At 59.9% G+C, this 25,607-nt stretch carries 24 protein-coding genes; 15 read left to right on the top strand and 9 right to left on the bottom strand.

The window, feature by feature from the left end; all coding sequences use genetic code 11:
• Window positions 1-67: 67 nt before the first annotated feature.
• From VLL26_RS04345 to hrpA, 3 genes are all read left to right on the top strand, one after another.
• Window positions 68-1,315 carry an NAD(P)/FAD-dependent oxidoreductase gene (locus tag VLL26_RS04345; RefSeq protein WP_342319887.1) on the top strand — a complete coding sequence of 416 codons (1,248 nt, stop codon included), beginning with the start codon at window positions 68-70 and terminating at the stop codon, window positions 1,313-1,315.
• Between the two features lie 79 nt (window positions 1,316-1,394).
• Window positions 1,395-2,348, top strand: coding sequence for a LysR substrate-binding domain-containing protein (locus VLL26_RS04350; protein WP_342319888.1), 954 nt, complete (start codon window positions 1,395-1,397; stop codon window positions 2,346-2,348).
• Window positions 2,349-2,391: 43 nt separating this feature from the next.
• Window positions 2,392-6,294 (top strand): ATP-dependent RNA helicase HrpA, encoded by a 3,903-nt coding sequence (hrpA, locus tag VLL26_RS04355; protein WP_342319889.1) that lies wholly within the window; start codon window positions 2,392-2,394, stop codon window positions 6,292-6,294.
• 15 nt (window positions 6,295-6,309) lie between these two features.
• Here hrpA and nrdR read toward each other — a convergent pair whose 3' ends face one another.
• A complete protein-coding gene (gene nrdR, locus VLL26_RS04360; RefSeq protein WP_342319890.1) occupies window positions 6,310-6,768 on the bottom strand; it encodes a transcriptional regulator NrdR in 459 nt (152 codons plus the stop codon).
• A 95-nt stretch (window positions 6,769-6,863) separates the two neighbouring features.
• Window positions 6,864-7,232, bottom strand: coding sequence for a hypothetical protein (locus tag VLL26_RS04365; RefSeq protein WP_342319891.1), 369 nt, complete (start codon window positions 7,230-7,232; stop codon window positions 6,864-6,866).
• A gap of 250 nt (window positions 7,233-7,482) precedes the next feature.
• Between VLL26_RS04365 and lexA the strand changes: the two genes are divergently transcribed.
• Window positions 7,483-8,166, top strand: a complete 684-nt coding sequence (gene lexA, locus VLL26_RS04370) for a transcriptional repressor LexA (protein ID WP_342319892.1) — start codon at window positions 7,483-7,485, stop codon at window positions 8,164-8,166.
• A 154-nt stretch (window positions 8,167-8,320) separates the two neighbouring features.
• Window positions 8,321-9,106, top strand: coding sequence for a DeoR/GlpR family DNA-binding transcription regulator (locus VLL26_RS04375; protein ID WP_342320146.1), 786 nt, complete (start codon window positions 8,321-8,323; stop codon window positions 9,104-9,106).
• 4 nt (window positions 9,107-9,110) lie between these two features.
• Here the strand turns inward: VLL26_RS04375 and VLL26_RS04380 are convergent, their stop codons facing one another.
• Window positions 9,111-10,421, bottom strand: coding sequence for a uracil-xanthine permease family protein (locus tag VLL26_RS04380; protein ID WP_342319893.1), 1,311 nt, complete (start codon window positions 10,419-10,421; stop codon window positions 9,111-9,113).
• Between the two features lie 92 nt (window positions 10,422-10,513).
• Between VLL26_RS04380 and nagB the strand changes: the two genes are divergently transcribed.
• The gene (gene nagB / locus VLL26_RS04385) at window positions 10,514-11,248 is read left to right on the top strand and encodes a glucosamine-6-phosphate deaminase (protein WP_342319894.1); all 735 of its coding nucleotides are present in this window, start codon (window positions 10,514-10,516) and stop codon (window positions 11,246-11,248) included.
• A 55-nt stretch (window positions 11,249-11,303) separates the two neighbouring features.
• On the opposite strand, the gene hflX is transcribed toward nagB, so the two are convergent.
• Window positions 11,304-12,881, bottom strand: a complete 1,578-nt coding sequence (gene hflX, locus VLL26_RS04390) for a GTPase HflX (protein ID WP_342319895.1) — start codon at window positions 12,879-12,881, stop codon at window positions 11,304-11,306.
• Window positions 12,882-13,136: 255 nt separating this feature from the next.
• On the opposite strand from hflX, the gene VLL26_RS04395 reads away from it, so the two are divergent.
• Together VLL26_RS04395 and VLL26_RS04400 are read left to right on the top strand one after the other, a co-directional pair.
• Entirely contained in the window at window positions 13,137-13,874 is a 738-nt protein-coding gene (locus tag VLL26_RS04395; protein WP_342320147.1) for a hypothetical protein, read from the top strand.
• A 106-nt stretch (window positions 13,875-13,980) separates the two neighbouring features.
• Window positions 13,981-14,409, top strand: a complete 429-nt coding sequence (locus tag VLL26_RS04400) for a hypothetical protein (RefSeq protein ID WP_342319896.1) — start codon at window positions 13,981-13,983, stop codon at window positions 14,407-14,409.
• Here the strand turns inward: VLL26_RS04400 and dapF are convergent.
• The 3 genes from dapF to VLL26_RS04415 are packed head-to-tail and all read right to left on the bottom strand — an operon-like array spanning window position 14,406 to window position 16,730.
• Complete coding sequence (gene dapF, locus VLL26_RS04405; RefSeq protein WP_342319897.1) at window positions 14,406-15,251, bottom strand: diaminopimelate epimerase; 846 nt, start codon at window positions 15,249-15,251, stop codon at window positions 14,406-14,408. The two genes, VLL26_RS04400 and dapF, sit on opposite strands and share 4 nt — an antisense overlap.
• Window positions 15,248-16,147: a tRNA (adenosine(37)-N6)-dimethylallyltransferase MiaA gene (miaA, locus tag VLL26_RS04410; RefSeq protein WP_425292290.1), complete on the bottom strand. Its 900-nt coding sequence runs from the start codon at window positions 16,145-16,147 to the stop codon at window positions 15,248-15,250. The genes dapF and miaA overlap by 4 nt, the downstream gene beginning before the upstream one ends.
• Window position 16,148: 1 nt before the next feature.
• On the bottom strand, window positions 16,149-16,730 hold the full coding sequence (locus tag VLL26_RS04415; protein WP_342319899.1) for a hypothetical protein: 582 nt from the start codon (window positions 16,728-16,730) through the stop codon (window positions 16,149-16,151).
• Window positions 16,731-16,902: 172 nt separating this feature from the next.
• Between VLL26_RS04415 and VLL26_RS04420 the strand changes: the two genes are divergently transcribed.
• The 3 genes from VLL26_RS04420 to VLL26_RS04430 are packed head-to-tail and all read left to right on the top strand — an operon-like array spanning window position 16,903 to window position 19,807.
• Window positions 16,903-18,300, top strand: a complete 1,398-nt coding sequence (locus tag VLL26_RS04420; RefSeq protein ID WP_342319900.1) for a DUF349 domain-containing protein — start codon at window positions 16,903-16,905, stop codon at window positions 18,298-18,300.
• Window positions 18,301-19,386 (top strand): GNAT family N-acetyltransferase, encoded by a 1,086-nt coding sequence (locus tag VLL26_RS04425; protein ID WP_342319901.1) that lies wholly within the window; start codon window positions 18,301-18,303, stop codon window positions 19,384-19,386.
• Between the two features lie 28 nt (window positions 19,387-19,414).
• Complete coding sequence (locus tag VLL26_RS04430) at window positions 19,415-19,807, top strand: hypothetical protein (RefSeq protein ID WP_342319902.1); 393 nt, start codon at window positions 19,415-19,417, stop codon at window positions 19,805-19,807.
• A gap of 7 nt (window positions 19,808-19,814) precedes the next feature.
• Here the strand turns inward: VLL26_RS04430 and VLL26_RS04435 are convergent, their stop codons facing one another.
• Window positions 19,815-20,450, bottom strand: coding sequence for a hypothetical protein (locus VLL26_RS04435; RefSeq protein WP_342319903.1), 636 nt, complete (start codon window positions 20,448-20,450; stop codon window positions 19,815-19,817).
• 43 nt (window positions 20,451-20,493) lie between these two features.
• Window positions 20,494-22,014 carry a tRNA (N6-isopentenyl adenosine(37)-C2)-methylthiotransferase MiaB gene (gene miaB / locus VLL26_RS04440; protein WP_342320148.1) on the bottom strand — a complete coding sequence of 507 codons (1,521 nt, stop codon included), beginning with the start codon at window positions 22,012-22,014 and terminating at the stop codon, window positions 20,494-20,496.
• Between the two features lie 236 nt (window positions 22,015-22,250).
• Between miaB and gluA the strand changes: the two genes are divergently transcribed.
• From gluA to VLL26_RS04460, 4 genes are read left to right on the top strand one after another with little or no spacing between them, the layout of a single operon-like run.
• Window positions 22,251-22,979 carry a glutamate ABC transporter ATP-binding protein GluA gene (gene gluA / locus VLL26_RS04445; protein WP_342320149.1) on the top strand — a complete coding sequence of 243 codons (729 nt, stop codon included), beginning with the start codon at window positions 22,251-22,253 and terminating at the stop codon, window positions 22,977-22,979.
• 26 nt (window positions 22,980-23,005) lie between these two features.
• A complete protein-coding gene (locus VLL26_RS04450; RefSeq protein WP_342319904.1) occupies window positions 23,006-23,878 on the top strand; it encodes a glutamate ABC transporter substrate-binding protein in 873 nt (290 codons plus the stop codon).
• A 51-nt stretch (window positions 23,879-23,929) separates the two neighbouring features.
• Window positions 23,930-24,616 carry a glutamate ABC transporter permease GluC gene (gluC, locus tag VLL26_RS04455; RefSeq protein ID WP_342319905.1) on the top strand — a complete coding sequence of 229 codons (687 nt, stop codon included), beginning with the start codon at window positions 23,930-23,932 and terminating at the stop codon, window positions 24,614-24,616.
• Entirely contained in the window at window positions 24,616-25,557 is a 942-nt protein-coding gene (locus VLL26_RS04460; RefSeq protein WP_342319906.1) for an amino acid ABC transporter permease, read from the top strand. Before gluC ends, VLL26_RS04460 begins: the two co-directional genes overlap by 1 nt.
• Window positions 25,558-25,607 lie beyond the last annotated feature (50 nt).

Consider the following 25,607-nt stretch of genomic DNA (forward strand, 5'->3'; position numbering starts at 1 on the left):
GGTTCGTCTCGTGTTTGCGTCTACCCCGATAGAATGTTGGGCATCAAAAGTATGTCAGGAGGGAAAGATGTCTCGCGCTGTTGTCATTGGTGCCGGCATGACCGGGTTGTCCACGGCCTGGCACCTGCAGGAGTACGGCTTCGACGTTGAGGTAATAGATCGCGTCGGTGTTGCTGCGGGTTCGTCCTGGGGAAATGCTGGGTGGTTGGCGCCGGGCAAGACTATCCCGCTGGCTAACAAAAGTTTGTGGGCCTATGGTCCGACGGCATTGTTTGACCCCCACGCCGCCTTGCACGTTCCGCTGCGGGTGGATATGAGATTGTGGGGGTTCGTCGCCGAGTTCATGGCGCACGCCACTTCGCGTGCCTGGGATAAGACCATGGCCAGTTTGACTCCCGCCGATCTGGAATCGCTTCACGCCTTCGACGAGTTGATCGACAATGGTGTCAAGGCTGAGACACATCACGCCCCTTTCATCATTGGCTTTGAAAATGATTCTCAGTCGCGGGGCTTTTTGGCCGAAGTTGAGGGCACTATCCGTCACGGACAGGAGATCCCCTTCGAGCGTGTTTCCCTCGATGAGGCACGTGAGCTTGCCCCAATGTTGTCAGATAGTCTCACGACCATCTACAAGATGGGTAAGCAGCGCTACATTGAGCCGGACGCTTTTTGCCAGGCGATCGCCAACGCTGTTGAGTATCGCGGCGGCACGTTCTCCACCGGTGTGGAAGTGGTGCGGATTACCTCGACCCGCAAGCCTGCCGTGGAATTGTCCAGTGGGGAGTCGTTGTCGGCCGATGTGGTGGTGATAGCCACCGGTGCGTGGATGCCGGAGTTGGCCAAACCCTTGGGTGTGACCACCCGAATTCAGGCTGGTCGTGGGTATTCCTTTAGCGTTGAGACTGACAACCCGGCGACCTGCCCAGTGTACCTGCCAAATATTAAGGTGGCCTGCACGCCTTATAACGGTCGCTTCCGGGTTGCCGGAACGATGGAGTTTCTCCATCCGGATGAGTCTTTCCAGCCTCGTCGCGTGGAATCTATCATTCACAACACCAGGCCGCTGTTTCGCGGTGTCGACTGGGGCAGCCGCCGAGATGAGTGGGTTGGTTCTCGTCCCGTTACCCCCGACGGCTTACCGCTGGTCGGGGCGACGAGGGCGCCCAATGTTTTTACCAATGGTGGCCACGGTATGTGGGGGATCGTGCTCGGCCCTGTTTCGGGCAAGCTTTTGGCAAAGCAGATTGCAACTGGAGAAGTCGATCCGATCCTGCGGCCTTTCAACCCGTTGCGTGGTAGGTTCACCAATTTTTGAGGGTACTTGGGGCGGTTGCGGGGTCTCGATTCGCGGTTTTCCGCATCTTCACCTATCGCCGTCAAGTACGGTGATAGGCATGAGCAATAAGGAATATCGGCCGACGCTGGCGCAACTGCGCACGTTCGTCACTATCGCCGAGAACCGCCACTTCGGCACCGCCGCGAACAAGCTGAATATCTCCCAGCCGTCGCTGTCCCAAGCGTTGGTCGCGTTGGAGTCGGGGCTGGGCATCCAGCTCATTGAGCGCTCGACGCGCAAAGTCATAGTCACCCCGGCGGGCGCTGAGCTGCTTCCCTACGCCAAAGCCACTTTGGAGGCAGCGGATGCTTTCGTCGCTCAGTCGCGCGGGGCGGTTGGGGTTCTGGCGGGTCCGCTCAGCATCGGTATCATTCCTACGCTCGCGCCTTATCTCCTGCCGGACTTTTTGCGCTTGTGCCGACAGGAGTTTCCTGATCTGAAGCCGCGTATCGTCGAGGAGCAAACGCCTCGGCTTGTGCAGCAACTGCGCGACGGCCAAATAGACGTTGCGGTTTTGGCTCTTTCATCGCAGACTTTAGGTCTGATGGAGATGCCGCTTTTCGACGAGCCCTTCATCATCGTCACCGACGAAAACAATTCGCTGGCTGGCCGCCGCGACCTCAACCTTAAGGTTCTCGATGAGCTCGATTTGCTTTTGCTTGACGACGGCCACTGCCTCCGCGACCAAATCGTCGATTTGTGCCGCCTTGTCCACACTGCTCCGGAAACTGCTGTGGATTCGGCGACTCGTGCGTCCTCTTTAACCACGATCATGCAGTTGGTGGTGGCGGGTTTCGGCTCCACCCTCGTGCCTATTTCCGCGGTGGCCACCGAGTGTGTGCGCCCCGGCTTGGGCCTTGCCTCGTTCGATTCTTCGGTTGTCGCGCAGCGCACTGTGGGTGTAGTGTCACGCTCTAGTTCTTCGCGGGTTGAGGAATACAACGACCTGGGCGCCCTTGTCACCCGCGCTTATGAATTGGCGGCGGCGAAGGGCCGCGAGATGCTTTCTTGAAGGTTTGCCTGTGCGGGCGAGAAGCTAAGATGGTCGCTCAGTTATGAACGAACATGCTGATTTCCCTTCGTCCTCTGAGCTCTACGGCCGCTTAGACTTGGTTCCGTTATCGGAGGTGCGCCGTTTCCGCCGCCGTTTGAAAAAAGCGCGGGCTGGTGAGGCTTTGCGTGCAATAGCCCGCGATATTGATGAGGCCTGTGCCGCAGTGCAGGCCCGAGCCGCGGCGATTCCGGAGATCACCTACCCGGAGCAGTTGCCGGTTTCTTCGCGCCGTGAGGACATTATGGAGCTTCTGCGCGACAACCAAGTGGTCATCATCGCCGGCGAGACTGGATCGGGCAAAACCACCCAGATCCCGAAAATGCTGCTGGAGATGGGCCGTGGGCGTCGCGGTCTAATTGGACATACTCAACCGCGCCGCTTGGCGGCGCGCACCGTCGCAGAGCGTATCGCTGAGGAGCTTGGACAAGACATCGGAGAGTCCGTAGGCTACGCCATTCGTTTCGATGATCAAGTATCTGCGACTAGCGCGGTCAAGCTCATGACGGACGGTATTTTGCTTGCCGAGATGCAGCGCGACAGGTTCCTTAACGCCTACGACACCATCATTATCGACGAAGCTCACGAGCGCAGCCTCAACATTGATTTTTTGTTGGGCTACCTCAAACGGATCCTGCCTCATCGGCCTGATTTGCAGGTGGTGATCACCTCCGCGACCATCGACCCGGAACGCTTCGCTTTGCACTTTGCCGATTCTGCGGGTACACCAGCGCCGATCATTGAAGTCTCGGGGCGCACCTACCCGGTGGAGATCCGCTACCGCCCCCTGGTGGAAACGGTCGGGGGAAAAGAGGTCGACGTCGACATGATCGACGGTGTGGTTGCCGCGCTGGAGGAGTTGATGCGCGAAGGCTCGGGCGACATTTTGTGCTTCTTCGCCTCGGAGCGCGATATCCGCGACACGATGGAGGCTGTGGAGAAAAAACGGTGGCGCGGCGTCGAGGTCACTCCTTTGTTTGGGCGGTTGTCCAACGCGGAGCAGCACCGCGTTTTCTCGCCGCACTCTGGTCGGCGCATTGTTTTGTCGACCAACATCGCCGAAACTTCGCTGACGGTACCGGGCATTCACTACGTGGTGGATACCGGTTTGGCGCGCATTTCTCGCTACTCCACACGCACGAAGGTTCAACGCCTGCCCATTGAGGAGATCTCCCAGGCGAGCGCGAACCAGCGTTCCGGGCGCTCCGGCCGAGTCGCTGACGGCATAGCCATCCGTTTGTATTCGGAGGAGAACTTTAAGGCCCGGCCGGAGTTCACGGACCCGGAAATTTTGCGCACAAATCTGGCGAGTGTGATTTTGCAAATGATCTCGCTGCGACTTGGCGACATCAACGAGTTTCCTTTTATCCAGCCACCTGAGAATAAGGCGATCCGTGACGGGCTTTTGCTTCTGCATGAGCTCGGCGCGATCACCGACAAGGAACGCGGCGGCGCCCCTGTGCTCACCAGTATCGGGCGCGACCTCGCCCGTATTCCCGTCGACCCGAAGATGGCCCGCATGCTCGTTGAGGCAAACAGATTGGGTGTTCTTGACGACGTCACGGCCATCGTGGCCTTTATGACCATCCAAGATGTCCGTGAGCGCCCCCTTGAGTTTCAGGCCCAAGCAGACCAGGCCCATGCCCGCTTTCGGGACAACACCTCCGATTTCCTTTCCGCTTTAAAGCTGTGGGACTACATTCGTCTCTCCCGCGATGAATTGTCGGGCAACCGCTTCCGCAAGCGTATGAAATCCGAGTTTTTGCATTACATGCGGATCAGGCAGTGGTACGACTTAGTGCGCCAGCTTGGGGACGTCGAAAAGCAACTTGGCTGGTCGCGCGCGGAAAACCTCGCGGGCGAGCGCGATGTCGATGCGATCCACAAGTCCTTATTGACCGGGCTTTTGTCCAACATCGGCGTGCGCGACGGCGAATCCCGCGAATTCCACGGTGCGCGTGGCACACGTTTTCTTGTCTTTCCCGGCTCCTCTCTGGCCAAACGCCCGCCGGCCTTCCTTATGGCGGCCGAACTCGTCGAAACTTCTCGTCTGTGGGCGCGCGATGTCGCCAAAGTCGAGCCGGAATGGGTCGAGCGAGCCGCGAAAGACCTGCTCAAGCACAGCTACTCAGATCCGATCTGGTCGCGCAAACGCTCCGCGGCGATGGTGCACCAGAAGTCTTTGCTCTACGGCGTGCCGATCGTGCGCGACAGGCTCGTTGCCTACCACCGCGTCGATGCGGAAGCCGCCCGCAGCATGTTTATCCGCCACGCGCTGATCGAGGGGGATTGGAACCGTCACCACACCTTCATCGATCACAACGACAACCTCCTCAAAGAGGCCGCGGAAATCGAGGAGAAGCTGCGGCGGCGCGGCCTTGTCGTGGACAAGGACACCCTCTATCAGTTCTACGACTCGAAGCTGCCGGCCACCGTCACTACAGCGAGGCACTTCGATTCCTGGTGGAAAAACAAACGCCAAGAAGATGCAGACTTCCTCAACTTCAATCCCGATTTGCTGGTAGACGATGCCGCGGACGCTTCCGCCGAAGCATTTCCTGCGACGTGGCGCCAGGGCAGCATAGACTACGAGCTGCGCTACAAGTTTGAGCCCGGCGATGCCTTCGACGGTCTGACAGTCGAGGTGCCGGTTCCACTGCTTGCGGGTTTCTCTGACGAAGGCTTTGATTGGCTGGTGCTAGGTCTGCGCGAGGAGTTGGTGACCGAACTGATCCGCACACTGCCGAAAGCTTTAAGACGCTCAGTGGTCCCCGCCCCGGACTTCGCCCAACGCGCGATGCCGAAATTGCTGCCCCGTGAATCTCCCATCGTTAAGCAACTAGCGGAGGTCCTGCGTTTGTTCGGGGCAAGCGGCATCAACGCAAGCGATTTTCGCCCCGAGGCCTTGCCCGCACACCTGCGGGTTACGTATGCGGCGATTGACAAACGGGGCGAAATCGTCGACCACGACAAAAATCTTGCGGAGCTGCGGAAGCGCCAGGCTGGGCAGATTCGTTCCTCAGTGTCGAAGGCATCTCGACGCTCGGAAAAGAAGGCGGCCGCGAAATGGACTGCCGAGACTCTTGGCCCGGTCGCCGAAACCGTCGAGACAACCATCGACGGAAACGTTGTCGACGCCTTCCCGGCGTTGGAGGCAACCGCAGACGGTGTGCGCGTGACGGTCCACCCGACAAAGGCCGCCGCCGAAGCATCCATGGTCACCGCCACGCTAACTCTCCTTCTGCGTGAAATCTCAGTGTCGGCTGCCCACATGACCAAAGGGCTTCCACTGCGGCACAAGGTGGCGGTGGACCATTACCCGCACGGCGGGGCGGAGGGGTTGGTCAACGACGCTCGCGTCGCGGCGGTGCGAGACGCCATGTTCGCCCACGGGGGGCCAGTGCGCGACCCCGAGGAGTTTGCCGCTTTGGTCAAGGCGATTAAGCCGGAGATACCAGGTGCTGTGCGACGCATTGTCGTCGGCATCGCCCCTGGATTAGTTGAGTACGCCAACATTGCCGCGGAACTAAAGAAGTGGGAAGGCCCGGCAATCGAGGACATGCGAACCCAGTTGGCGTTTTTCCTTCCACAGCACGCCATTACGGTTCACGGGCTGGAGCGTTTGCAGCACCTGCCGCGATATGTTGCGGCTATGAAGCAAAGGCTTGAGGATATGAACCGCGACCCGGAAAAAGACGCCGAGCGCCAAGGCGTCATTGATTCAGTCAGAGCGCAACTGGCTGCGAAGCTGAAGCGCTTACCCAAGGGCCGGGAGAAAACATTCGCTTACAAAGATATTGTGTGGCGAATTGAAGAATTGCGAGTGAGCCTTTTCGCGCAACGGCTCGGAACCGCGAAGCCGGTGAGTCAACGGCGCATTGAGAAGATGATTGACAAGCTTTCCTGATTCTTCGGCTGCCATCTAGAAATCTTCGCGGTCGCGCCGACGCATCAGGCGGATCTCGGATTCGAAATCATCGGCAGATTCAAAGGACTTATAGACGGAAGCGAAGCGTAAATAAGCCACCTCGTCTAAGGCGCGCAAAGGCTCCAAGACCGCAAGACCAACATCGTTAGCGTTGACTTGGGAGCTGCCGTGACTGCGAACCGTCTCCTCCACTTGTTGAGCCAAGCGTTTGAGCGCGTCATCGGATACATCGCGGCCTTGGCAGGCGCGGCGTACACCGACGATGAGTTTGTCGCGGTCGAAGGGCTCGCTCACACCATTTCGCTTAACCACGGTCAAAATCGCCTTTTCCACCGTGGTGAACCGTCCGCCACATTCTGTGCATTCACGGCGGCGACGGATGGCGGACCCTGCATCAATGACACGGGAGTCCATCACCCGCGATTGTTGGTGTTGGCAAAACGGGCAGTACATTGTGGCTCCCTCTCCGATACTTCGTGGGTTGTCTCCCCTTGTGCCTGAACAGCGGAAAGTTTACCTGTATTCCACTGCCTCGCCCCCTGTCAGCATCACAGGTGCGCCGACTGGACTTCGCGTGTGGTGTCGACGGAAGGCGTGGAACCGGCGTCTGCGGAAAAGGCTCCGCCGATGGTGGAGCCGACGATAAGTGCGGCTCCGAGTAGCGCCCCCAGGACAACGGAACCTCGAATATTGTCCTGTGCGTCTGCCCGTTCGATGGTCTTGTTAGGTATGGTCCTCGGGACTGCTACCGTACGATTGGTTGTTCGAGGCGGCGAGACGAGAGTTCGCACACTAGCCCGTTGCCGATCTGCCATAATCCGCGTAGATACGTCCCAAACCTGTACGTGGGCCGGTGTCGCAGTTGTCGGGCTGTTAATCATACTGGCTGGTCGAGGCTGACGAATGACTGTAGACATGGTTCCTCCTTCATCTTCTACGGCGAGTGTAGAACGCCGACCCGACAACATCGCCACTTCTTCGCGCGAATGTTCGAGTCTCGCTGCTATGTTCGAGTTATACCAGCCCCCACACAAGTTGTCTAGCTTTCGCACAATTGCCTCGAACATGTTTGCCAGATCTGCTATTTTTGTACTACGCGTTGTGCGGCTGATGAACTTGGCTGCACCAGGCAGGCCCCGAAGATTCAGCAAAAGAGGACTTAGAACCATGGCTCGTAAAAAAATTGACGCCGCAGCGCTCGATATGAGCGTTTTATCCGACCGCCAGCGCCGCATCCTGGAGGTAATCAGGGACGCAGTTGTTCTCCGCGGGTACCCGCCCAGCATCCGCGAAATTGGCGACGCAGCCGGTTTACAATCCACCTCCTCGGTTGCCTACCAACTCAAAGAGTTGGAGAAGAAGGGCTTTTTGCGGCGCGACCCGAACAAGCCCCGTGCCGTGGATTTGCGCCACCTCCCCGGTTCGCCGAAAACCGTCAAGGACACTGCAACCGACGACGCTTTCGAGGGGGCTTCGCCGACACGCTTTATCCCCGTAGTTGGGCAGATCGCCGCGGGCTCACCAATTCTGGCCGAGGAAAACGTCGAAAACTACCTGCCCCTACCGGGCGACTTGCTCGGCGATGGAGAACTGTTCATTCTTCAGGTCGTGGGCGAATCGATGCGAGATGCTGGGATCCTCGACGGAGACTGGGTCGTCGTTCGTTCCCAGCCCGTCGCCGAAGAAGGCGAGTTTGTCGCCGCACTTTTAGATGGAGAGGCAACCGTCAAGGAGTTCCACCGCGATTCCTCCGGCGTGTGGCTTCTGCCGCACAATGAAGCGTTCTCCCCCATTAAAGGCGACAATGCGACGATCATGGGGCGCATCATTTCCGTTTTCCGCACACTTTGACACCTCCTGGTCGAAGCTGCCCGCTTCGTCCCCCGCGCGGGGGTGAATCGAGGCCCGCAGTGGCGCAAAATGGTCACGTTTGCCCCGGCTTTGGAACAATATCTGCAGGTGTGAAATGGCCGCACAAGGTCGGCCGTGGCGGGTGGAGGTAGGAATGTACGCCGACGAACGACGACGACAAATCGCGTCACTGACCGCAGTGGAGGGTCGGGTCAACGTAACTGACCTTGCCGAACGCTTCAGTGTCACCGCCGAAACCATCCGCCGGGACCTTGCCACCCTCAGCGAGGCTGGCGTCATCCACCGCGTCCACGGCGGAGCCGTTGCCAGCCAGGCTTTTCTCACCACTGAAGTGCCGCTCGACGCCCGCTACCGCTCAGCCTCCGGCGCGAAATCCGCCATCGCCAAAGCCGCCTTAGACTTTCTGCCGCGAACTCCCGGCGCACGGATCTTTCTCGACTCAGGCACCACCTTGAGCACCCTCGCCTCTTTGATCGTCGACCACCCGGGCATTGACGCGCACCCAATCGTGACCAATTCCCTGCCGGTGGCACTTGAGCTTGCCGCTGAGGGATTGTCAAACGTCCAACTCCTCGGTGGCAACGTCCGGGCGCTGTCCCAGGCCGTCGTCGGCGACACGGCGTTGCGCAGCCTCGCCCTGATGTCAGCCGAAGTCGCCTTCATCGGCACAAATGCCTTAACCATCGACCACGGTTTGTCCACGGCTCACGCGCAGGAAGCTGCGGTTAAAGCAGCGATGGTAACTAACGCCGAACGGATTGTGGTTTTGTGCGATTCCTCAAAGCTGGGCAACGATTACCTAGTCAGCTTTGGCACCCTTGACGACATCGACGTCCTTATCACCGACACGGACGCGCCTGCCTCCATCGTGGAACAATTCGAAAGCCACGGCATTCGCGTCGTGCTCGCCGCCGAGTAGCCAATCATTGCGAGCCCGCGCGGGCGAATCCGTCGTAGCCGCCCTCACCCATCGATGAGTAAGCAAAGCGCATCAAGGGGTAGAGCACAATGATGCCGACAGAACCTAAAGCGATGCCTTGCAACTCGATAGCACCGAAGGTCAAGGTCAAATTGCCAACTCCCGCGATCATTGCCACGGCCGCAGCAGTGAGGTTGACGGGGTTGGTGAAATCGACCCGGTTATCTTGCCAAATCCGCACCCCCAGCATCCCGATAAGGCCGTAGAGCACCAAACATGCCCCTCCCAACACACCCGCCGGGATGGTGAAGATAATCGCGCCGAACTTGGGGATGAACGCCAAAGCGATCGCGAAGATCGAAGCGACCCAGTAGGCGGCAGTGGAGTAGACCTTTGTCGCCGCCATCACACCAATGTTTTCGGCATAGGTGGTGGTGCCGGAGCCGCCGAAAGACCCAGCCAGCGTCGTCGCGATTCCATCGCCAATCAGTGCTCGGCCCTGGTAATCGTCCAAGTCAGTAGCGGTCATCTCTCCGACTGCTTTGACGTGCCCGACATTTTCCGCGATCAAGACAACCAACACCGGCAGCGTGACCAACACCGCAGAGAGGTGAAATTCAGGGGTGTGGAACTGCGGCAGACCGAGCCACGGGGTCTGGGAAATCGTTTCGAAGGCGTCGTCTGTAAGTCCGCCGCCGAGCGCGGCCGCTACCCATCCGACGATGACTCCGATGAGGATGCTCAGGCGAGAAGCCATCCCGCGGGTGATCACGGTGACGGTGAGGATCGACGCCAAGGTGATGGTGGCGATCCATGGTTGGGCCTGGAAGTTGTCTACCGCAGTAGGCGCCAGGTTAAAGCCGATCAGGGCGACGATCGCGCCCGTGACCGCTGGCGGCATCACCGCATCAATGATTTTTCTTCCCGCCGCCTGGACGATGAAACCGACTGCGATGAGCACCAGGCCAGTGACCACTACGCCGGCGAGTTGAGCACCAACACCGTAGGCTTGCGAGGCCGTCAACGGGGCGATGAAGGCGAAGGAGGAGCCAAGGTAGGACGGCACCTTGTTGCGCGTGAGCACGAGGAAGATGATCGTTCCCAGGCCGGAAAAGAGCAACGTGGTGTTGACGGGAAAACCAGTCAAAGTTGGAACGAGCAAGGTAGCCCCGAACATGGCCACAACATGCTGCATGCCAATGCCTATCGTGCGGGGCCAGTTAAGTCTTTCATGCGCAGCGACGACCTCGCCTGGGCTGACTCGTCTACCGTCGCCGTGAATGGTCCATGTGCTGCGCGTTTTCGAAGTTCTCACAGAAATTCATTATGGCCTCTAGACGTGCCTTAAAGTAAATGGGACCGGACCACCAGCGAAACTGCTGACTCACCAGGAGCGAGGAATCACCCGTGGACATACGCATCTACTCGTCGAAAGACGAAATTGCCGTGGCAGCCGCCGACCTCATCGCGCCTCACGCACGCCCTGGAGCTGTTCTTGGCTTGGCCACGGGTTCTACCCCCAACCCGACCTACACCGAACTAACCAACCGCTACCGCCGCGCAGAGTTAAGTTTCCGTGGTTGCTCCGCCTTTCTTCTCGACGAATACCTGGGCCTGGCACCCACCCACGAGCAGTCCTACTATCAGACGATTCGCCGGGAGTTCACCTCACACATCGACATTGATGACCACTTGGTTTACTCCCTGCCAGGCGACGCTAGCGACCCACAACACGCCGCTGCGCAGTATGAAGCGGCGATCCGTGAGGCGGGTGGGATCGACATCCAAATTTTGGGCATCGGTAGCAATGGCCACATCGCCTTTAATGAACCGACGGGTTCTTTGACATCACGCACGCGTGTCGTTCAGCTTACGGCGCAAACCATCCGGGATAACGCCCGCTTTTTCGACGATCCCGCCGACGTTCCCCGCTTCGCTTTGACGCAGGGCCTGGGCACCATCATGGAGGCGCGTCGCATCTTGCTCATCGCCACCGGCACAGCAAAAGCCGAGGCCGTGCGCGATCTTATCGAAGGTCCGGTACGTGCCATGGTTCCCGCCTCTGTGCTGCAGATGCACAACGAGGTCACGGTGCTTGTCGACGAGCCCGCCGCCTCCCTGCTCCAGTCGTCGCATCTGTAGCTCGATCGTAGCTACTTCGCAGCGAGACGGGGCTCTCACCCCCAACGCATTGTCTCTAGGCCCTGCCCACCACGAACTCGCGGTACTGCTCGGCCAGGACTTTAGGCAGGCGAACGTCGATAAGCGTGCCCTTTTCTTCGTAAGATTCGGAACGCACCGTGCCCTCCTCGTGCAAGGTGTTGATGACATCGCCGCGAGTGAAAGGCACCAACATAGTGACGTGGGCGTCGATGGTGTTGAGAAACATCTCAATTTTGCCTTCAAGCTCTAAAATGCCTTCGCCGGTCAAGGCGGAGACGAACACAACATCATGGCCTGAACGCTCAAGAACATGCCGCAGCTCCGCCAACACCAGCGCATCGGCCTCATCGACCTTGTTGACCACAATAATCTCCGGCGGAATCTTTTCGCCGGTATCGCGGGTGACATCGGCGAGAACTTTGTTCACCGCCTCAATTTGCTTCAGGGGGAAAGGATCAGAGCCATCAACAACGTGCAGAAGCAAATCGGCGTTGGTGACCTCCTCAAGCGTGGACTTGAAAGCTTCAACGAGTTGAGTGGGCAGATGGCGCACAAAACCAACGGTGTCGGTCATGACGACGCTGCGGCCGTCGGCAAGCTTGGCGCGCCTGGTCGACGGATCCAGGGTGGCAAACAAAGCGTCCTCGACAAGCACACCCGCGTTCGTCATCGCGTTGATCAAGGAGGACTTCCCGGCGTTGGTGTAGCCGGCGATCGCGATCTTGGCCGTGGTTGAGCGCTGACGCTTGGCACGTTTGACCTCACGCGCGGTTTTCATGTCGCGTAGCTGGTGGCGCAGCTTAGCCATCTCCGCGCGCAGACGACGACGGTCCGCCTCAATGCGCGTCTCACCGGGGCCGCGCAGGCCCACACCACCATTAGAACCGGCACGGCCGCCAGCTTGGCGCGAGAGGTTTCCGCCCCAACCGCGGGTGCGTGTGAACAGGTATTCCATCTGCGCCAAAGAAACCTGCGCCTTGCCCTCATTGCTCTTGGCGTGCTGGGCGAAAATGTCCAGAATGAGCATGGTGCGGTCGATGACTTTTTTGCCCAGCGCCTTCTCCAACGCAACTAATTGGCCGGGCGAGAGCTCGCCGTCAAAAACGACCGTGTCCGCGCCGGTGGCTTCCACGATTTCCTTGAGCTCTTTCACCTTGCCTGTACCTATGTATGTGCCCGGATCCGGCTTATCGCGCTTTTGATAAAGCAGGTCCACCACCTCCGCGCCGGCTGTTTCCGCCAGTGCCGCAAGCTCAGCCATCGTGGCCTCCACCTCAGCAGTGGTTCCTTCCGTCCACACGCCGACGAGGATCACCTGTTCAAGGCGGAGCTTTCGGTACTCAACGTCGTAGCGTTCTTCGGTGTCTTGCGCGTGGAGCTCTTTGTCCCGCGCCACCCGGCGAAACGCGTTGCGCTCCTCCAAGTCGAGAGCACCAACGGTCGGTTCGCCTTTGTCCTCGCCGCGGCCTTTCTGCGGGGCGTTGTGGCGGAAAGCCTGCCGCAACAACTCGTCGTGCGGGTCATGAGTATCGGAGGCTGCGGGGCCGGTGTGCTCGTCCCAGCTCGCCGAAAAGTCGCGGGACGAGGGAAGATCTGCAAAGAATTTGTTCATTGAATCCTTAGTCTACGAAAAAACTATTCACCCGGGTGTATTAGCGTCACCCTTGATGAGCCCGACGTTTGGGCGGGCCCGAAAAAGCTTTCTTCACGCCCGCCGACTTATTTGCGCTTGACGCCGCATAATGACACGGAGCTCAGTTCATTGAACAACACCTGCGTTGCCTGCAGTATTCCGGGGTCAGCGAAGCAGTTGGGCTGTTATGAGCACCGTTGTTTGGGCGTTAGAATGCGTGCCATGAGTCAAACAGTGACGAAGGACCTCGCCAGCATCGGTCTCGGCTTCGAGAAATGGCAAGACGCCGTTGAAGCGGCCATATCCACCGACCGCCTCGGCGTGGTCGGTGAAGTGCGCGGCGGGCAGTTAATCCAGTACGCCGACCCTTCCGGCGCGCAGCTTAATATCCTGGCTGTGGAACCTTTCGCCACATTCGCAGGGTTCGACGCCATGACCCGAACTTACGCCCACGTCAGCATGCTTAACGACGTGGTTGCCCTCGCCGAAATCGTCGACCCGCACGGCAACATCATCTCCTCAGTCACCCTCAACTTGGCGCAGGGTCCGTTGCTTGTCGACGAACCCACCTTAGCCTGGCAAGAACTCGCCGTCGCCGCCCTGGCCATTGATGTGCGTCGTTTTGGCAGCGTCGAGGAGTTCCACGCGAACTCGGATTCCATCCTGGGAGAGGTCCGCTCCCCCGGCGCCGAAGCTGTCAACGCAAGTGCAGCAACCTCCCCGGACGCGCGCGCCGAGTTCTCCGCCCGTGTCTTGGAAGCTGAGTACCGCACCAGCGAGTTAACCGGTGAGCGCTTCATCCACGCCTCCGTCGACGGCGCTTTCCCCTTCGTGGTATGCCTGCCCGATGGTGAGCTGCCGCAAAGAAACTCCGTGATCGAAGGTCAGGCGGTCCTTGCCGGCTCGATCCCGACCCCGACCGGGGGCGGTTGTGGCGGCTGCGGCGGTTCCTGCGGTTGCGGCGGACACTAACGCCGCGGGGTTGATCACGGTGACAGGCCCAAACCGCAATACTCGTGAGGTGTTGCTCGTAGTTCTCGCGGCGGGCATATTCACCGCCTCAGTAACACTTTTGCGCATGCCCGGCTTCTTCATCGGCGCGATATGTGCGGCCATCTTATTTAGCGTTGCCGCGCGCAATAAAACGGCCCCCGACGACTCTTTCGTCGCCGCCTTGCGCTTGGCCTGTGACGATATCCGCGACATCACCGGAGCCTACGACACAATGCGCTTCGGGCTGACCGACGAAGCAATCGCCGACCGCACCTTGCGCTACCCCGAACTTGTCAACGAACACTCCCTCATCCCGGCGATCGAGGAATTCCAACTCCGGGTTGTTTCCGCGCAACGCTTCATCAGCCGCATCGACGCACAGTTGGAAAACGGCGAGCTGGACTATGAACAAGTACGCCGCCTGGCGGCCATCGCGGACCAGCGCGCCACCGAACTTCAAGTTTCCTGGGACGATGCCCGCCGGGCCGCCAGGCAGCTTCGCGGCGGAAATTAGCCACGCCCTAACGCAGACAAATCCACCTCACCGCGGGCAATGATTTTCGACGGGCCCGTCATCACGGCCTGGCCGGCATTGATGTCTACGCGCACAGCCCCACCCGGGACGTGAACTTTCACGGTGCCGTTTTCAATTCCGGCGTCGGCAAACGCGGCACGCGCCGCAGCCACGGTCCCCGTGCCGCACGAGCGCGTCTCTCCCACGCCCCGCTCCCACACACGCATGTGAACATCACCGTCCACAAGCTCCGTTACAACCTCCACGTTCACGCCGGCAGGAAAGAACTCCCGATCAAAGTCGGGAGCACTAAACTCAAGCTTTGCGAGCTTTTCAGCGCTCAACCCGGGAATGACCGCAGCTAGGTGCGGGTTGCCCACATCCACACCAAGACCGGCGAATTCGAACTCGCCCATTCGGGCGGTGGACAAACCGGTAACCTCCACCGGGCCCATATCGACGCGCACCACAGCATCGGTCGTGGAGTGCTCCAACACCGAAATCTGTTTCACGCCTGCCCGGGTATCCACCTCGAACTCGTCCGAGTCAACTAATCCCTGCGCACGCAGCACATGGGCAAATACACGCACCCCATTGCCGCACATTTCGGCAATAGAGCCGTCGGCATTGCGGTAGTCCATAAACCAACGCCCGCCGCGAAGCACGGGCCGCAAAAGGCCGTCGCCGCCGATACCGGCGTGACGGTCGCACAACGCTGCTACCGTCGCCGCGTCGAGATCCAGCGAGTCGGTGGGATCCGGCAGGATGACAAAATCGTTTTCGGTGCCGTGGCCCTTGAAAAAAGTATGCGAAGTGTCAGTGTCAGTGTCAGTGTCAGTCACGCAAGCGAGTCTAGCGCGGCCGCTACAACATCTCCGGCTGCCGCATCCAGCCAGCGGATGCGCTTGTCGCGGTTAAACCAGGCGCGCTGACGGCGCACGTAACGGCGCGTGCCCACTATCGTTTGCTCCACCGCCTCCTCGCGGGTCAACACCCCACGAAACATCCGCAGGACCTGCGCGTAACCAATCGCTCGGCCAGCCGTCGAATCCTCGACCAACCCCTGCGCTACCAGGTTTTCGACTTCGCCGATAAGTCCTGCATCAAACATCATCTGGGCGCGCAAAGCGATACGCGGATTGAGCCACTCGGGCTGAGTTTTCAGTCCCACAATTCGTGTTCCCCAGCGCAAAGGAGCATCCTTCGGCGGCTGCGAAGCTTTAAACGGTTCGCCCGTTAGCTCAATGACCTCCAAGGCACGCACCGTGCGGCGCGGGTCCTTATCCTCAATGATGTCCGCCGCTTCCGCATCGACTGTGGCTAGGTAGGCGTGAAGCTCATCTACCCCCACCTCATCCAATTTCGCCTGCCACTTCGCGCGAGTTGCGGGGTCGGTGGGCGGAAAGCTCCAGGCGTCGATGAGCGATTGGACGTAAAGCATTGATCCGCCCACCAAGATCGGCACCTTGCCCCGCGCCGCGATCTCCTCAACTGTCTCAACGGCACGCGCCTGGTATTCAGCGACTGACGCCGTCTTCGTCACCGGCCAAATGTCCAACAGGTGATGCGGTATTCCTTCGCGCTGCTCCGGGGCAAGCTTCGCGGTGCCAATATCCATCCCCCGGTAAAGCTGCATCGAGTCAACATTGACCACCTCCCCGCCCAGCTGATGAGCAAGCGCAATACCCAGCGCTGACTTTCCTGACGCTGTCGGCCCTACCACTGCAACCGGATTCATTTCACACCTCCCACGCCGCCACATAGGCGCCAACGCCCAAGGAATTGTCCACGGCGAGCACCTCGGCTTTGCTCGGGTTGAGCCGGGCTAGTTCAGCCCACAGCTCCGGCTCAACCACCCCGGCAGCAGCCAGCGACTGCGGGTTGTGCAGATCACCGCCAGCAAGGAAACTTTGGATGTCGCGGTGGGCAGCGAAAGCCTCATCGATGAAAGCGAGAGGGGCGCGAGGGGAAAGCCCTGCCGGCCCGTCTGCCACCACCACAGTAAGCGCATCCGGGTTAAGAGAGCCGATGTGGGCGCGGGAATCTAACACGTGCACCGCCCCGAGGACATAGCGAGCAACCAGTTCCGGCAAGTAACTTCCTCCGCCGACACGAACCTGAGGCGCGCCCCACGCAGCGAAACTTCCTTCATGCGACGTCAACCAGCGCGGATCCCGACTGCCGACGATCTCCACGACCTGCCAGCCCTGTGCGGCGCTTCGCACCGCTTGACGCAGCTTCTCCGCCGGCCCGTGGGCTGGCGCCAACTCGGCGACGAGGGCGGGAGCCCCGGGCATGATCACAACACTGCGGGCAGTCACGCCTTCTACCCTATCGCGCACACCGCCGCTCTAAACCCTGGGCAACGGGTGAAACAAACTCGCTGACAGCCTTCATGCAGGGGCGGTAACATATACGCCCATGCGGGCACAGCGTACGTGCCCCGGAATACGGCAGCCGTGACGCGCGGCACCGAGTTGAAAGGAACGAGACATGCCCCAGCCTCCCCTTCCCGGACCGAACCAGGGCCAGCACCCGAAGCCTTCACCGGCCGCCATGGCAAAACGTGCTCCGACTCCACTCAAAGCTGCCCCCAGCTCCGCCGATGAGCAGCACACCACACCTTCTCCCGTCCCTTTCTCCGCCCCCGCACCGCACACCGTGACCGTAACTCCCACCGACCCCTCCAAATTTGGCCGGGTGGCCGACGATGGCACAGTCTTTGTCACCCGTGGCGGTAGCGAAAGAGAAATAGGCTCCTGGCAAGCGGGCACCCCCGCCGAGGGCCTCGCTCATTACGGCCAGCGCTTCGACGATTTAAACACCGAGGCGGCACTGTTGGAAAGCCGCCTAAGCGCGCACCCCGAGGATGCAGCTCAGTTGCGCGCACAAGCAGAAGCTTTGAAGGCCTCTTTGGATTCGCAGGCCGCCATCGGTGATTTCGATGCTCTTGAGGCCCGCCTCGACTCGATCATCTCCACGGCGGATGTAGCAGGTGAAAAGGCCAAGGAAGCCAAGGCGGCGCGGCGCGCCAAGGCAATCGCACGCAAGGAAGAACTCGCCGCTGAGGCAGAGGAGTTGGCCGAGAACTCGACGGACTGGAAGAAAGCCGGCGATCGAATCCGCGCGATTCTCGAGGAGTGGCGCACTATCCGCGGCATCGACCGCTCTACCGATGATGCGCTGTGGAAGCGCTACTCGCGTGCCAGGGACTCTTTTAACCGCCGGCGCGGTTCTCACTTCGCCGAGTTGGACCGCAACCGCGCGGCCGCCCGGCAAAAGAAGGAGGAACTGGTGCAGCGCGCCGAGGCGATCAAAGACTCCACCGACTGGGGCGAGACGGCCCGCGCTTTCCGCGACTTGATGGAGGAGTGGAAGGCCGCAGGACGGGCCCCTCGCGATGTAGACGACAAGTTGTGGAAGCAGTTCCGCGCGGCTCAGGACCACTTCTTCGAAGCGCGCAATGCCGTCAACGCTGAAAGGGACCGCGAGTTCGAGGCCAATGCGCAGGCCAAAGATGCCCTTTTGGCGCAGTACGATGCTCTCATCGACCCGGATAAGGGTTTGGGAGCGGCTAAGTCCAAGTTGCGTGAGCTGCAAGACAAGTGGGAGGAAATCGGTTTCGTTCCCCGCGGCAAAGTGCGCGAATACGAAAACAAGATCGGCGCCTTTGAAAAGCGTGTCTCGGATGCGGAGCAAGCTCGCTGGCGCGCGAACGATCCGGCCGCTCAGGAGAAGGTCAATCAATTCCAGGACAAGGCTGATGATTTGACTAAGCGCGCTGAGCAGGCGGAGGCGAAAGGCAACGCGAAGAAGGCGGAGGAACTGCGGGCGCAAGCTGCGCAGTGGCAGGAGTTCGCTGATGTCGCCGCGAAGGCGGTTCAGGGCTAAGTGCTCCGGCCCGTCATTGCAGGCCACGCCGGTTGCGCCCAGTACGAAGACACTATCGCAGCGTACGTTTTTTCCGCCACCTTGGCCATCCAGGACATAACGGGTTCGGAACATTCTGGGGTGTCTTCCTCGCACGTGCTCAAACGTTTGGAAGGCTCCAACGAGTCACGCTCCTACCTTTTTGCGCTGACGCGGAACTGCTTGCCCCGCCCCCTCGGCCAGTTGGGATACCCAGAGATTGCGCCGGAGGATCTTCTTGAGGTCGAAGCCTGGGTGTTTGTCTCCTTGCCGCTGTTGGAGGACCTTTCAGTAATTGAGGCACACATCACCCTCGATGCTTTGCACGCCCCGATGCCGGGCCAGGAGGTTCCTGCCGAGCCGTGGCAAGCCGCACTTGAGCTTGTCGACGCCTTGTCTACAACCCTCAACCGGCCCGTGCGCCACGTTTGGGTCACCCTCTCCGCTGGGGCCCCGGCACCTATTGCCCTTGCAGCCAGCGGATACCACCACGCTTACGCCGAAACGCAGGCTGAGTTTGGTATTTCACACTTCGAGCAGTCCTGCGATGTAGTGGAAAATTTTGCTTTTTCACCCCAGGATTTAGAAAGCGTGATCGAGGTTTTGCGTACCTCGTCGGCCAATTACCCCCGTGGCAGTTTGCTCATCGACACGATTGATTGGACCGAAAAGCGCTTCCACGAAGCGAGCACTAGGCTCATCGACCGGGGTGGGACTCAGTTGAGCGCGCTGTCCCGCAACGCTGAGGGCCGTGTCGTTGGCATGGCGGAGATCGTCCATTTCGACGCAGATGCGGACAACCTGTGCGAACTGGGGCTTGTCTACGTCCTGCCTGAACACAGAGGCCAAGGCCACGCAACTGCCATGATCTACTCCGCACTCGCCGCAGCGAAGGAGAAATGGCCGAAGGTAAACACTTGCTTCCTTTCCTATCCCGCAGATGACGCAGCCGCTACCGCTATAGCGCAGGCGCTTGGGGCCCAAACTCTCTCGCTTACCGCAGCGTGGCAGAAGACTTCTGGACTCGGGCCAGCAGTAGATTCTTGCCCCGGGAGACACTTCCGATGAGCGCTGCCGCCTTATAGTGTTGACGTCTATGAGTACGCTTCGGTCCACAACACGGGTTTTCCTCGTGGTGCAGTTCGGCTTGGTTGTCGGATACATCCTTAGTGGATTTCTCTCCGACGACCTGCCGCTGCGTGTCTGGCATAGCATCTCGATCGGCCTGGGGGTGGTCGCCATCGTGTTAAGCGTCGCCTTCATTTCCTTGCTGTGGCGCGACTCTCAAGGCCTGGGGCTTTTGGCAGTATCTTTGATCACCGCCTGCCTGCTCATCGCCGCCGGGTGGGTCTTCGGACTCATCGGCTGGGTGGAAGAATTCGTGGCCAACCAAGCGTTGCCGATCATCAACATCGGGATTCTGCTCACCCCGATAGGTCTTGTCGTAGGTGCGCTGGCCGCGACGCTTTTTTCCAAAGAAGTCCCCTAGCTGCGCGTTAATCCTCCAGCCGGCTGCGGTGGCGTTCGGCGGCGCGGGCACGGCGGTCATCGACAAGCAAGGGGTTGCCTTCGCCGCGCGATACTGCTGCGGCCTGCTGGGCTTTGGAAATATCGTCAAGCTCGTCGGAGCTGGCGCGACGCTGGGCAATCTCAGCCTGCGCAGCACTGCGCCCCACCACAACCGGAACGTAGGCGAAGACTGCCACACCGACTGCGAAGATCATCAAATAGATTCCGGGCCCGTGGTAAAGGCCAGCATCATAAGCTGTGCTCGTGCGCCGCAACCAAATGGCCAGCGCAGATAGAAGGAAAGACACTGTGGTCAGCATCCACGCCGGCACCGCCAACAGGAACCTTTTGGTGGCCAAAACGAGACTCGTCATGATCAACAGGCCCGCAAAACTCAACCACACAAAAACCTGTTCCGTTAGTTTGATGTCAGCAGCATCGACGCCGCGCCGCGCAACAACCTGCCAACCGTTGACGCCGCCAGCAAAAGGCATAAAAAGCGCCGCCAAGTACACCACCACGCAGACCAGAAGCACCCATCGTGAGGAGCCGAACTCCACTTTCTTCGCCGCCTCCCTCTCCTGCCTCGCCAATTCCTCAGCGTTACCGGTCGAGTTCGTCATGCTGCGCCTTCCGTCGAAAACTTGGGATGGATCCGACTCTAACCTAGCCGCCGCAGCAGGCAGAATCAGCCGCCGGTTTCGCAGGTGGGCGCCCAATCTGCGGGATGCCCAGGCCCACACCAATCGGGGCCGTCGTCGGCACAGTTCCGGCCTCCGAGTTATCCCCGGCAACCGTGCGACGGTGGCTTAAGACCCCACCGTCCGCGATCAGGTAGTGCGGCTTGGAGTCAGTAATGCGCACCTTAATGTAGTCGCCCGCCCGAATGGCTCCGTCGATGTCACCTGCCGCAGTGAAATGGACGAGGCGGCCATCGCGGGCGCGACCCGACATCCGGTTGTTCTCCTCGTTTTTGCGGCCGCCGCTAGCTTGAACGAGAAGTTCCTGCTCGGTGCCGACCAACTTCGCGTTTTCTTCCGCGCTGATGCGCTCCTGCAAATCAAGCAGGCGCTCGAAGCGCCTTTGGACAACCTCCTTGGGGATCTGCTCGGCCATCTTTGCAGCGACGGTGCCGGGCCGCGGCGAATACTGGAAGGTAAAAGCAGAGGTGAAGCGGGCCGCCTCAACCACATCCAAAGTGGCCTGGAAGTCTTCTTCTGTCTCACCGGGAAAGCCCACAATGATGTCGGTGGTAATTGCCGCGTGCGGCAACTTCTCCCGCACCTCCTCAAGGATGCGCAGAAACTTCTTCGACCGGTAGGAACGACGCATATCCTTGAGCACCTTGTCGGAGCCGGACTGCAGCGGCATGTGGAGCTGCGGGCACACATTAGGTGTCTGCGCCATAGCGTCGATGACATCGGAGGTAAATTCGGCAGGGTGCGGAGACGTAAACCGCACCCTTTCAAGCCCCTCAATGTCGCCGCAGGCGCGCAATAGTTTGGAAAACGCGGAGCGGTCGCGCTCTAAGTCGTCGTCGACGAAGTTCACACCGTAAGAGTTGACGTTTTGGCCCAGCAATGTCACCTCCGAAACACCCTGCTCCACCAGCGCCTGGACTTCGGCGAGGATATCGCCCGGGCGGCGGTCAATTTCCTTGCCGCGCAGGCTGGGAACGATGCAGAAGGTGCAGGTGTTGTTGCAGCCGACCGACACGGACACCCACCCGGCGTAGGAGGATTCGCGTTTGGCGGGCAAAACCGAAGGAAAGACCTCAAGGGCCTCCACGATTTCCACCTGTGCTTCATCATTGACGCGAGCACGCTCGAGAAGCGCCGGCAGCGCGGAGATATTGTGGGTGCCAAAGACCGCATCTACCCAAGGCGCCTTGTCTATCACTGAGTCGCGGTCTTTTTGGGCGAGGCAACCGCCGACAGCAATCTGCATACCCGGGTGGCGCTCCTTGGTGAGTTTGAGCTGGCCGAGCGAACCGTAGAGGCGTTTGTCGGCATTGTCGCGCACCGCACAGGTGTTGAACACAACTAGGTCGGGCTCTTGCCCTTCGGCCGCGGCGACGTAACCGGCGTCCTCGAGGAGGCCGGAGAGCCGTTCGGAATCGTGCACATTCATTTGGCAGCCGAATGTTCGCACTTCGTAGGTGCGGGTAGAGGGGGCGTCGTCAAGCATGCGTTCTTGCTGGGTGAGTTGCTCTGTCACGGTCGCTCAGTCTATCGCTGGCGCGCCTTTGGGCCTAACTGTGCACTGTGCGCTGCGGGGGGTGCGGGCCCGAAAAGATTCTCCACCCCCGGCACTTCAGACGACCTGCATCTTTTTAATGTAAGAGCCAAAGATTATCACGGAAATGGTAAAGGGCATCACAATTGATGGTAGAAGTTACATCTATGACACAGGTGTCCGAACCAATGATCCGCATCAAGGGCGTGCAGAAGTTCTTTGGTGACTTCCAAGCGCTCAAAAACATCGACCTCGAAGTGCCACGGGGCCAGGTCGTCGTCGTCCTTGGCCCATCCGGCTCGGGCAAATCAACCCTGTGTCGCACTATCAACCGACTCGAAACAATCGATGAGGGCACCATCGAGATCGACGGCAAACCTTTGCCTGAAGAAGGAAAGGAACTTGCCAAACTGCGTGCCGATGTCGGCATGGTTTTCCAACAGTTCAACCTCTTTCCGCACCTCACCATCCGGGACAACGTCACACTCGGCCCGGTGAAGGTACGCAAGGTGAAAAAGGAGGCGGCGCTCTCCCGCGCGGCCGAGCTCCTCGACCGCGTCGGAATCGGCAACCAATCCGATAAGTACCCGGCCCAGCTCTCCGGCGGCCAGCAACAGCGCGTCGCTATTGCACGTGCTCTTGCCATGGACCCCAAGGTGATGCTTTTCGACGAGCCCACCTCCGCCCTCGACCCCGAGATGGTCGGAGAAGTCCTCGACGTGATGTCAGAGCTGGCACGTTCGGGCATGACCATGCTGGTGGTCACCCACGAGATGGGCTTCGCCAGCAAAGTCGCCGACCGGATCATCTTCATGGCCGACGGAGAAATCGTTGAGGACACCGACCCGGAGAGCTTCTTCAGCAACCCGGAATCGGACCGTGCCCGCGACTTCCTCGGCAAGATCTTGCCACATTAGCCAACGATCAACTTCAGGAGTTTCCCATGAACCGCACTTTCCGTTCCATCGCCGCCGCAGCCGCCGCGCTGCTCACCGCCACCACCCTCGCCGCCTGCGGCGGCGGTGAAAACGGCGCCGCAGGCGAAGGCCTGCTCGCCCAGATTGAGGCTGGAAGCGTCACCCTCGGCACCAAATATGACCAGCCGGGCCTCGGCCTGCGCGAGGGCGACGGCTCCATGTCCGGCCTCGACGTCGACGTTTTGACCTACGTTGTCAACCACATCGCCGAGGAAAACGGCTGGGACCAGCCAGAGATCACCTGGCGTGAAACCCCCTCCGCCCAGCGCGAGACTTTGATCCAAAACGGTGAGGTCGCCGCGATCGGCGCCACCTACTCCATCAACAAGTCCCGCGCCGAAGCAGTCAGCTTCGCTGGCCCTTACCTTCTAACCCACCAGGGCCTGCTGGTGCGCTCCGACGAGGAGACCGTCAAGGGCCTAGACGACCTCGACGGCCGCATCCTGTGCTCCGTGACCGGCTCGACCCCCGCCCAGAAGGTGAAGGACGCTTTGCCAGGCGTGCAGCTTCAGGAGTATGACACCTACTCCTCCTGCGTGGAAGCGCTGCGCAACGGCAACGTCGACGCTTTGACCACCGATGCAACCATTCTCGGCGGCTACTCCGCTCAGTCCCCCGGCGACTTCAAAGTTCTTGAACTGGTCAAGGACGGCGAGCCATTCACCAACGAGCACTACGGCATCGGGCTGACCAAGGACGACACTGCGGCCGTCGAGGCCGTCAACAAGGCTCTCGAAGCCATGTACTCCGACGGCTCTTTCCAGAAGTTCGTCAATGACAACCTCGAGGGCGGCGTCGGTGTCGCCGAGGACAAGCCGGGCGATTTGTCCTTCCTATAAGCTCGGCCCTTCAATCCGGGCCGGCTAGACCAACCTGCAAGGAGAACCACAATGGACGCCCTCTGGGCTGACCTGCTGCCGAAACTATGGCCGGCGTTTTGGACCACGATCAAACTCACCGTGTATTCCGCGGTTGGCTCGATGATCGTCGGCACCATGCTCGCCGCCATGAGGGTGTCTCCAGTGGGCATCTTGCGCACCGTGTCGACTTTTTACATCGAAACGGTGCGCAACACCCCACTGACCCTCGTGGTTCTTTTCTGCTCGTTCGGCCTCTACCAAAACCTCGGATTGGAGCTAGCCAGCCGCGACTCCAGCACCTTCATCGCTGACCAAAACTTCCGTTTGGCGGTGCTGGGCTTTATTCTCTACACCTCGTGCTTTGTTGCCGAGTCTTTGCGAAGCGGCATTAACACGGTCCACTTCGGGCAGGCGGAGGCGGCCCGCTCGCTGGGCTTGAACTTCGGGCAAATTTTCTCCCTTATCATTTTCCCCCAGGCTTTGCGGGCGGCAATCGTACCTTTGGGCAATACCTTGATTGCGTTGACGAAAAACACCACTATCGCCTCCGCCATCGGTGTTGCTGAGGCCTCCCTGTTGATGAAATCAACCATTGAGTTTCACGCCAACCATCTCTTTGTCATCTTCGGTGTTTTTGCTTTGGGTTTTGTAGTGCTGACTTTGCCGATGGGTCTTTTCCTCGGTTGGCTGTCTGAACGATTGGCGGTGCAGCGCTAATGTCCGCAGTACGTGCAACTGTTCTCTACGACGCCCCCGGGCCTAAAGCGAGGAGAAGGAACCGGATTTACACCGTACTTACGGTGGTGGTTCTTGCTTTGGTGACGTGGTGGGTGCTAGCCCGACTGGCCGATAACGGCCAACTTACCGCCGAAAAGTGGACGCCTTTTGTCAACAGCCAGACCTGGACAACCTATATTCTTCCTGGCCTTGTCGGCACGTTAAAGGCCGCTTTCGTCTCCGTGCTTTTCGCCATCGTCTTCGGCGTTATCTTTGGTTTGGGCAGGCTGGCAGAGCTCGCGCCGGTGCGGTGGTTCTGTGGGGTTATCATCGAGTTTTTCCGCGCCATCCCGGTACTTTTGCTGATGATCTTCCTCTACCAGTTCTTCGCCGTGTTCAAAATCGTGCCCCCGAAGGGCCTCGCCTTTTGGGCGGTGGTTGTCGCGCTGACGCTCTACAACGGCGCCGTGATCGCCGAAATTCTTCGCGCGGGAATCCGTTCCCTGCCCCGCGGCCAGACAGAAGCCGCCCAGGCATTGGGTCTGACGCACGCGCAGACGATGTGGCGTATTTTGCTGCCACAGTCCGTGGCGGCGATGCTGCCGGCGCTCATCGCGCAGATCGTTATCGCTCTGAAAGACTCCGCCCTTGGTTATCAGATCGGCTACATCGAGGTGGTTCGTTCGGGTACGCAGGCGGCATCTGCGAACAGAAATTACATTCCTTCCCTGATCGTCGTCGCACTCATCATGATTGTGATTAACTACGCCCTATCGAGGCTTGCCGAGCGCGTTGAAGCGCAGCTCAGGGCGGGACGTGCGCGGCGCAACCCGTTTGCGAAGGTCCCCCACGCCGCCACTCAGGGCCTGGACACGAAGGACAACGCCACCCAGGATTGGCATGCGCCCAACTACGTCGAGATTGAAAACCCGGACCGCTAAACCCTTAGCGCGGCAGTGCGAGGTTGTGCAGCGCCCGAGATGTGGATACC

Source organism: Corynebacterium sp. BD556 (genome assembly GCF_038452275.1).
Taxonomy (GTDB): Bacteria; Actinomycetota; Actinomycetes; order Mycobacteriales; family Mycobacteriaceae; genus Corynebacterium; species Corynebacterium mayonis.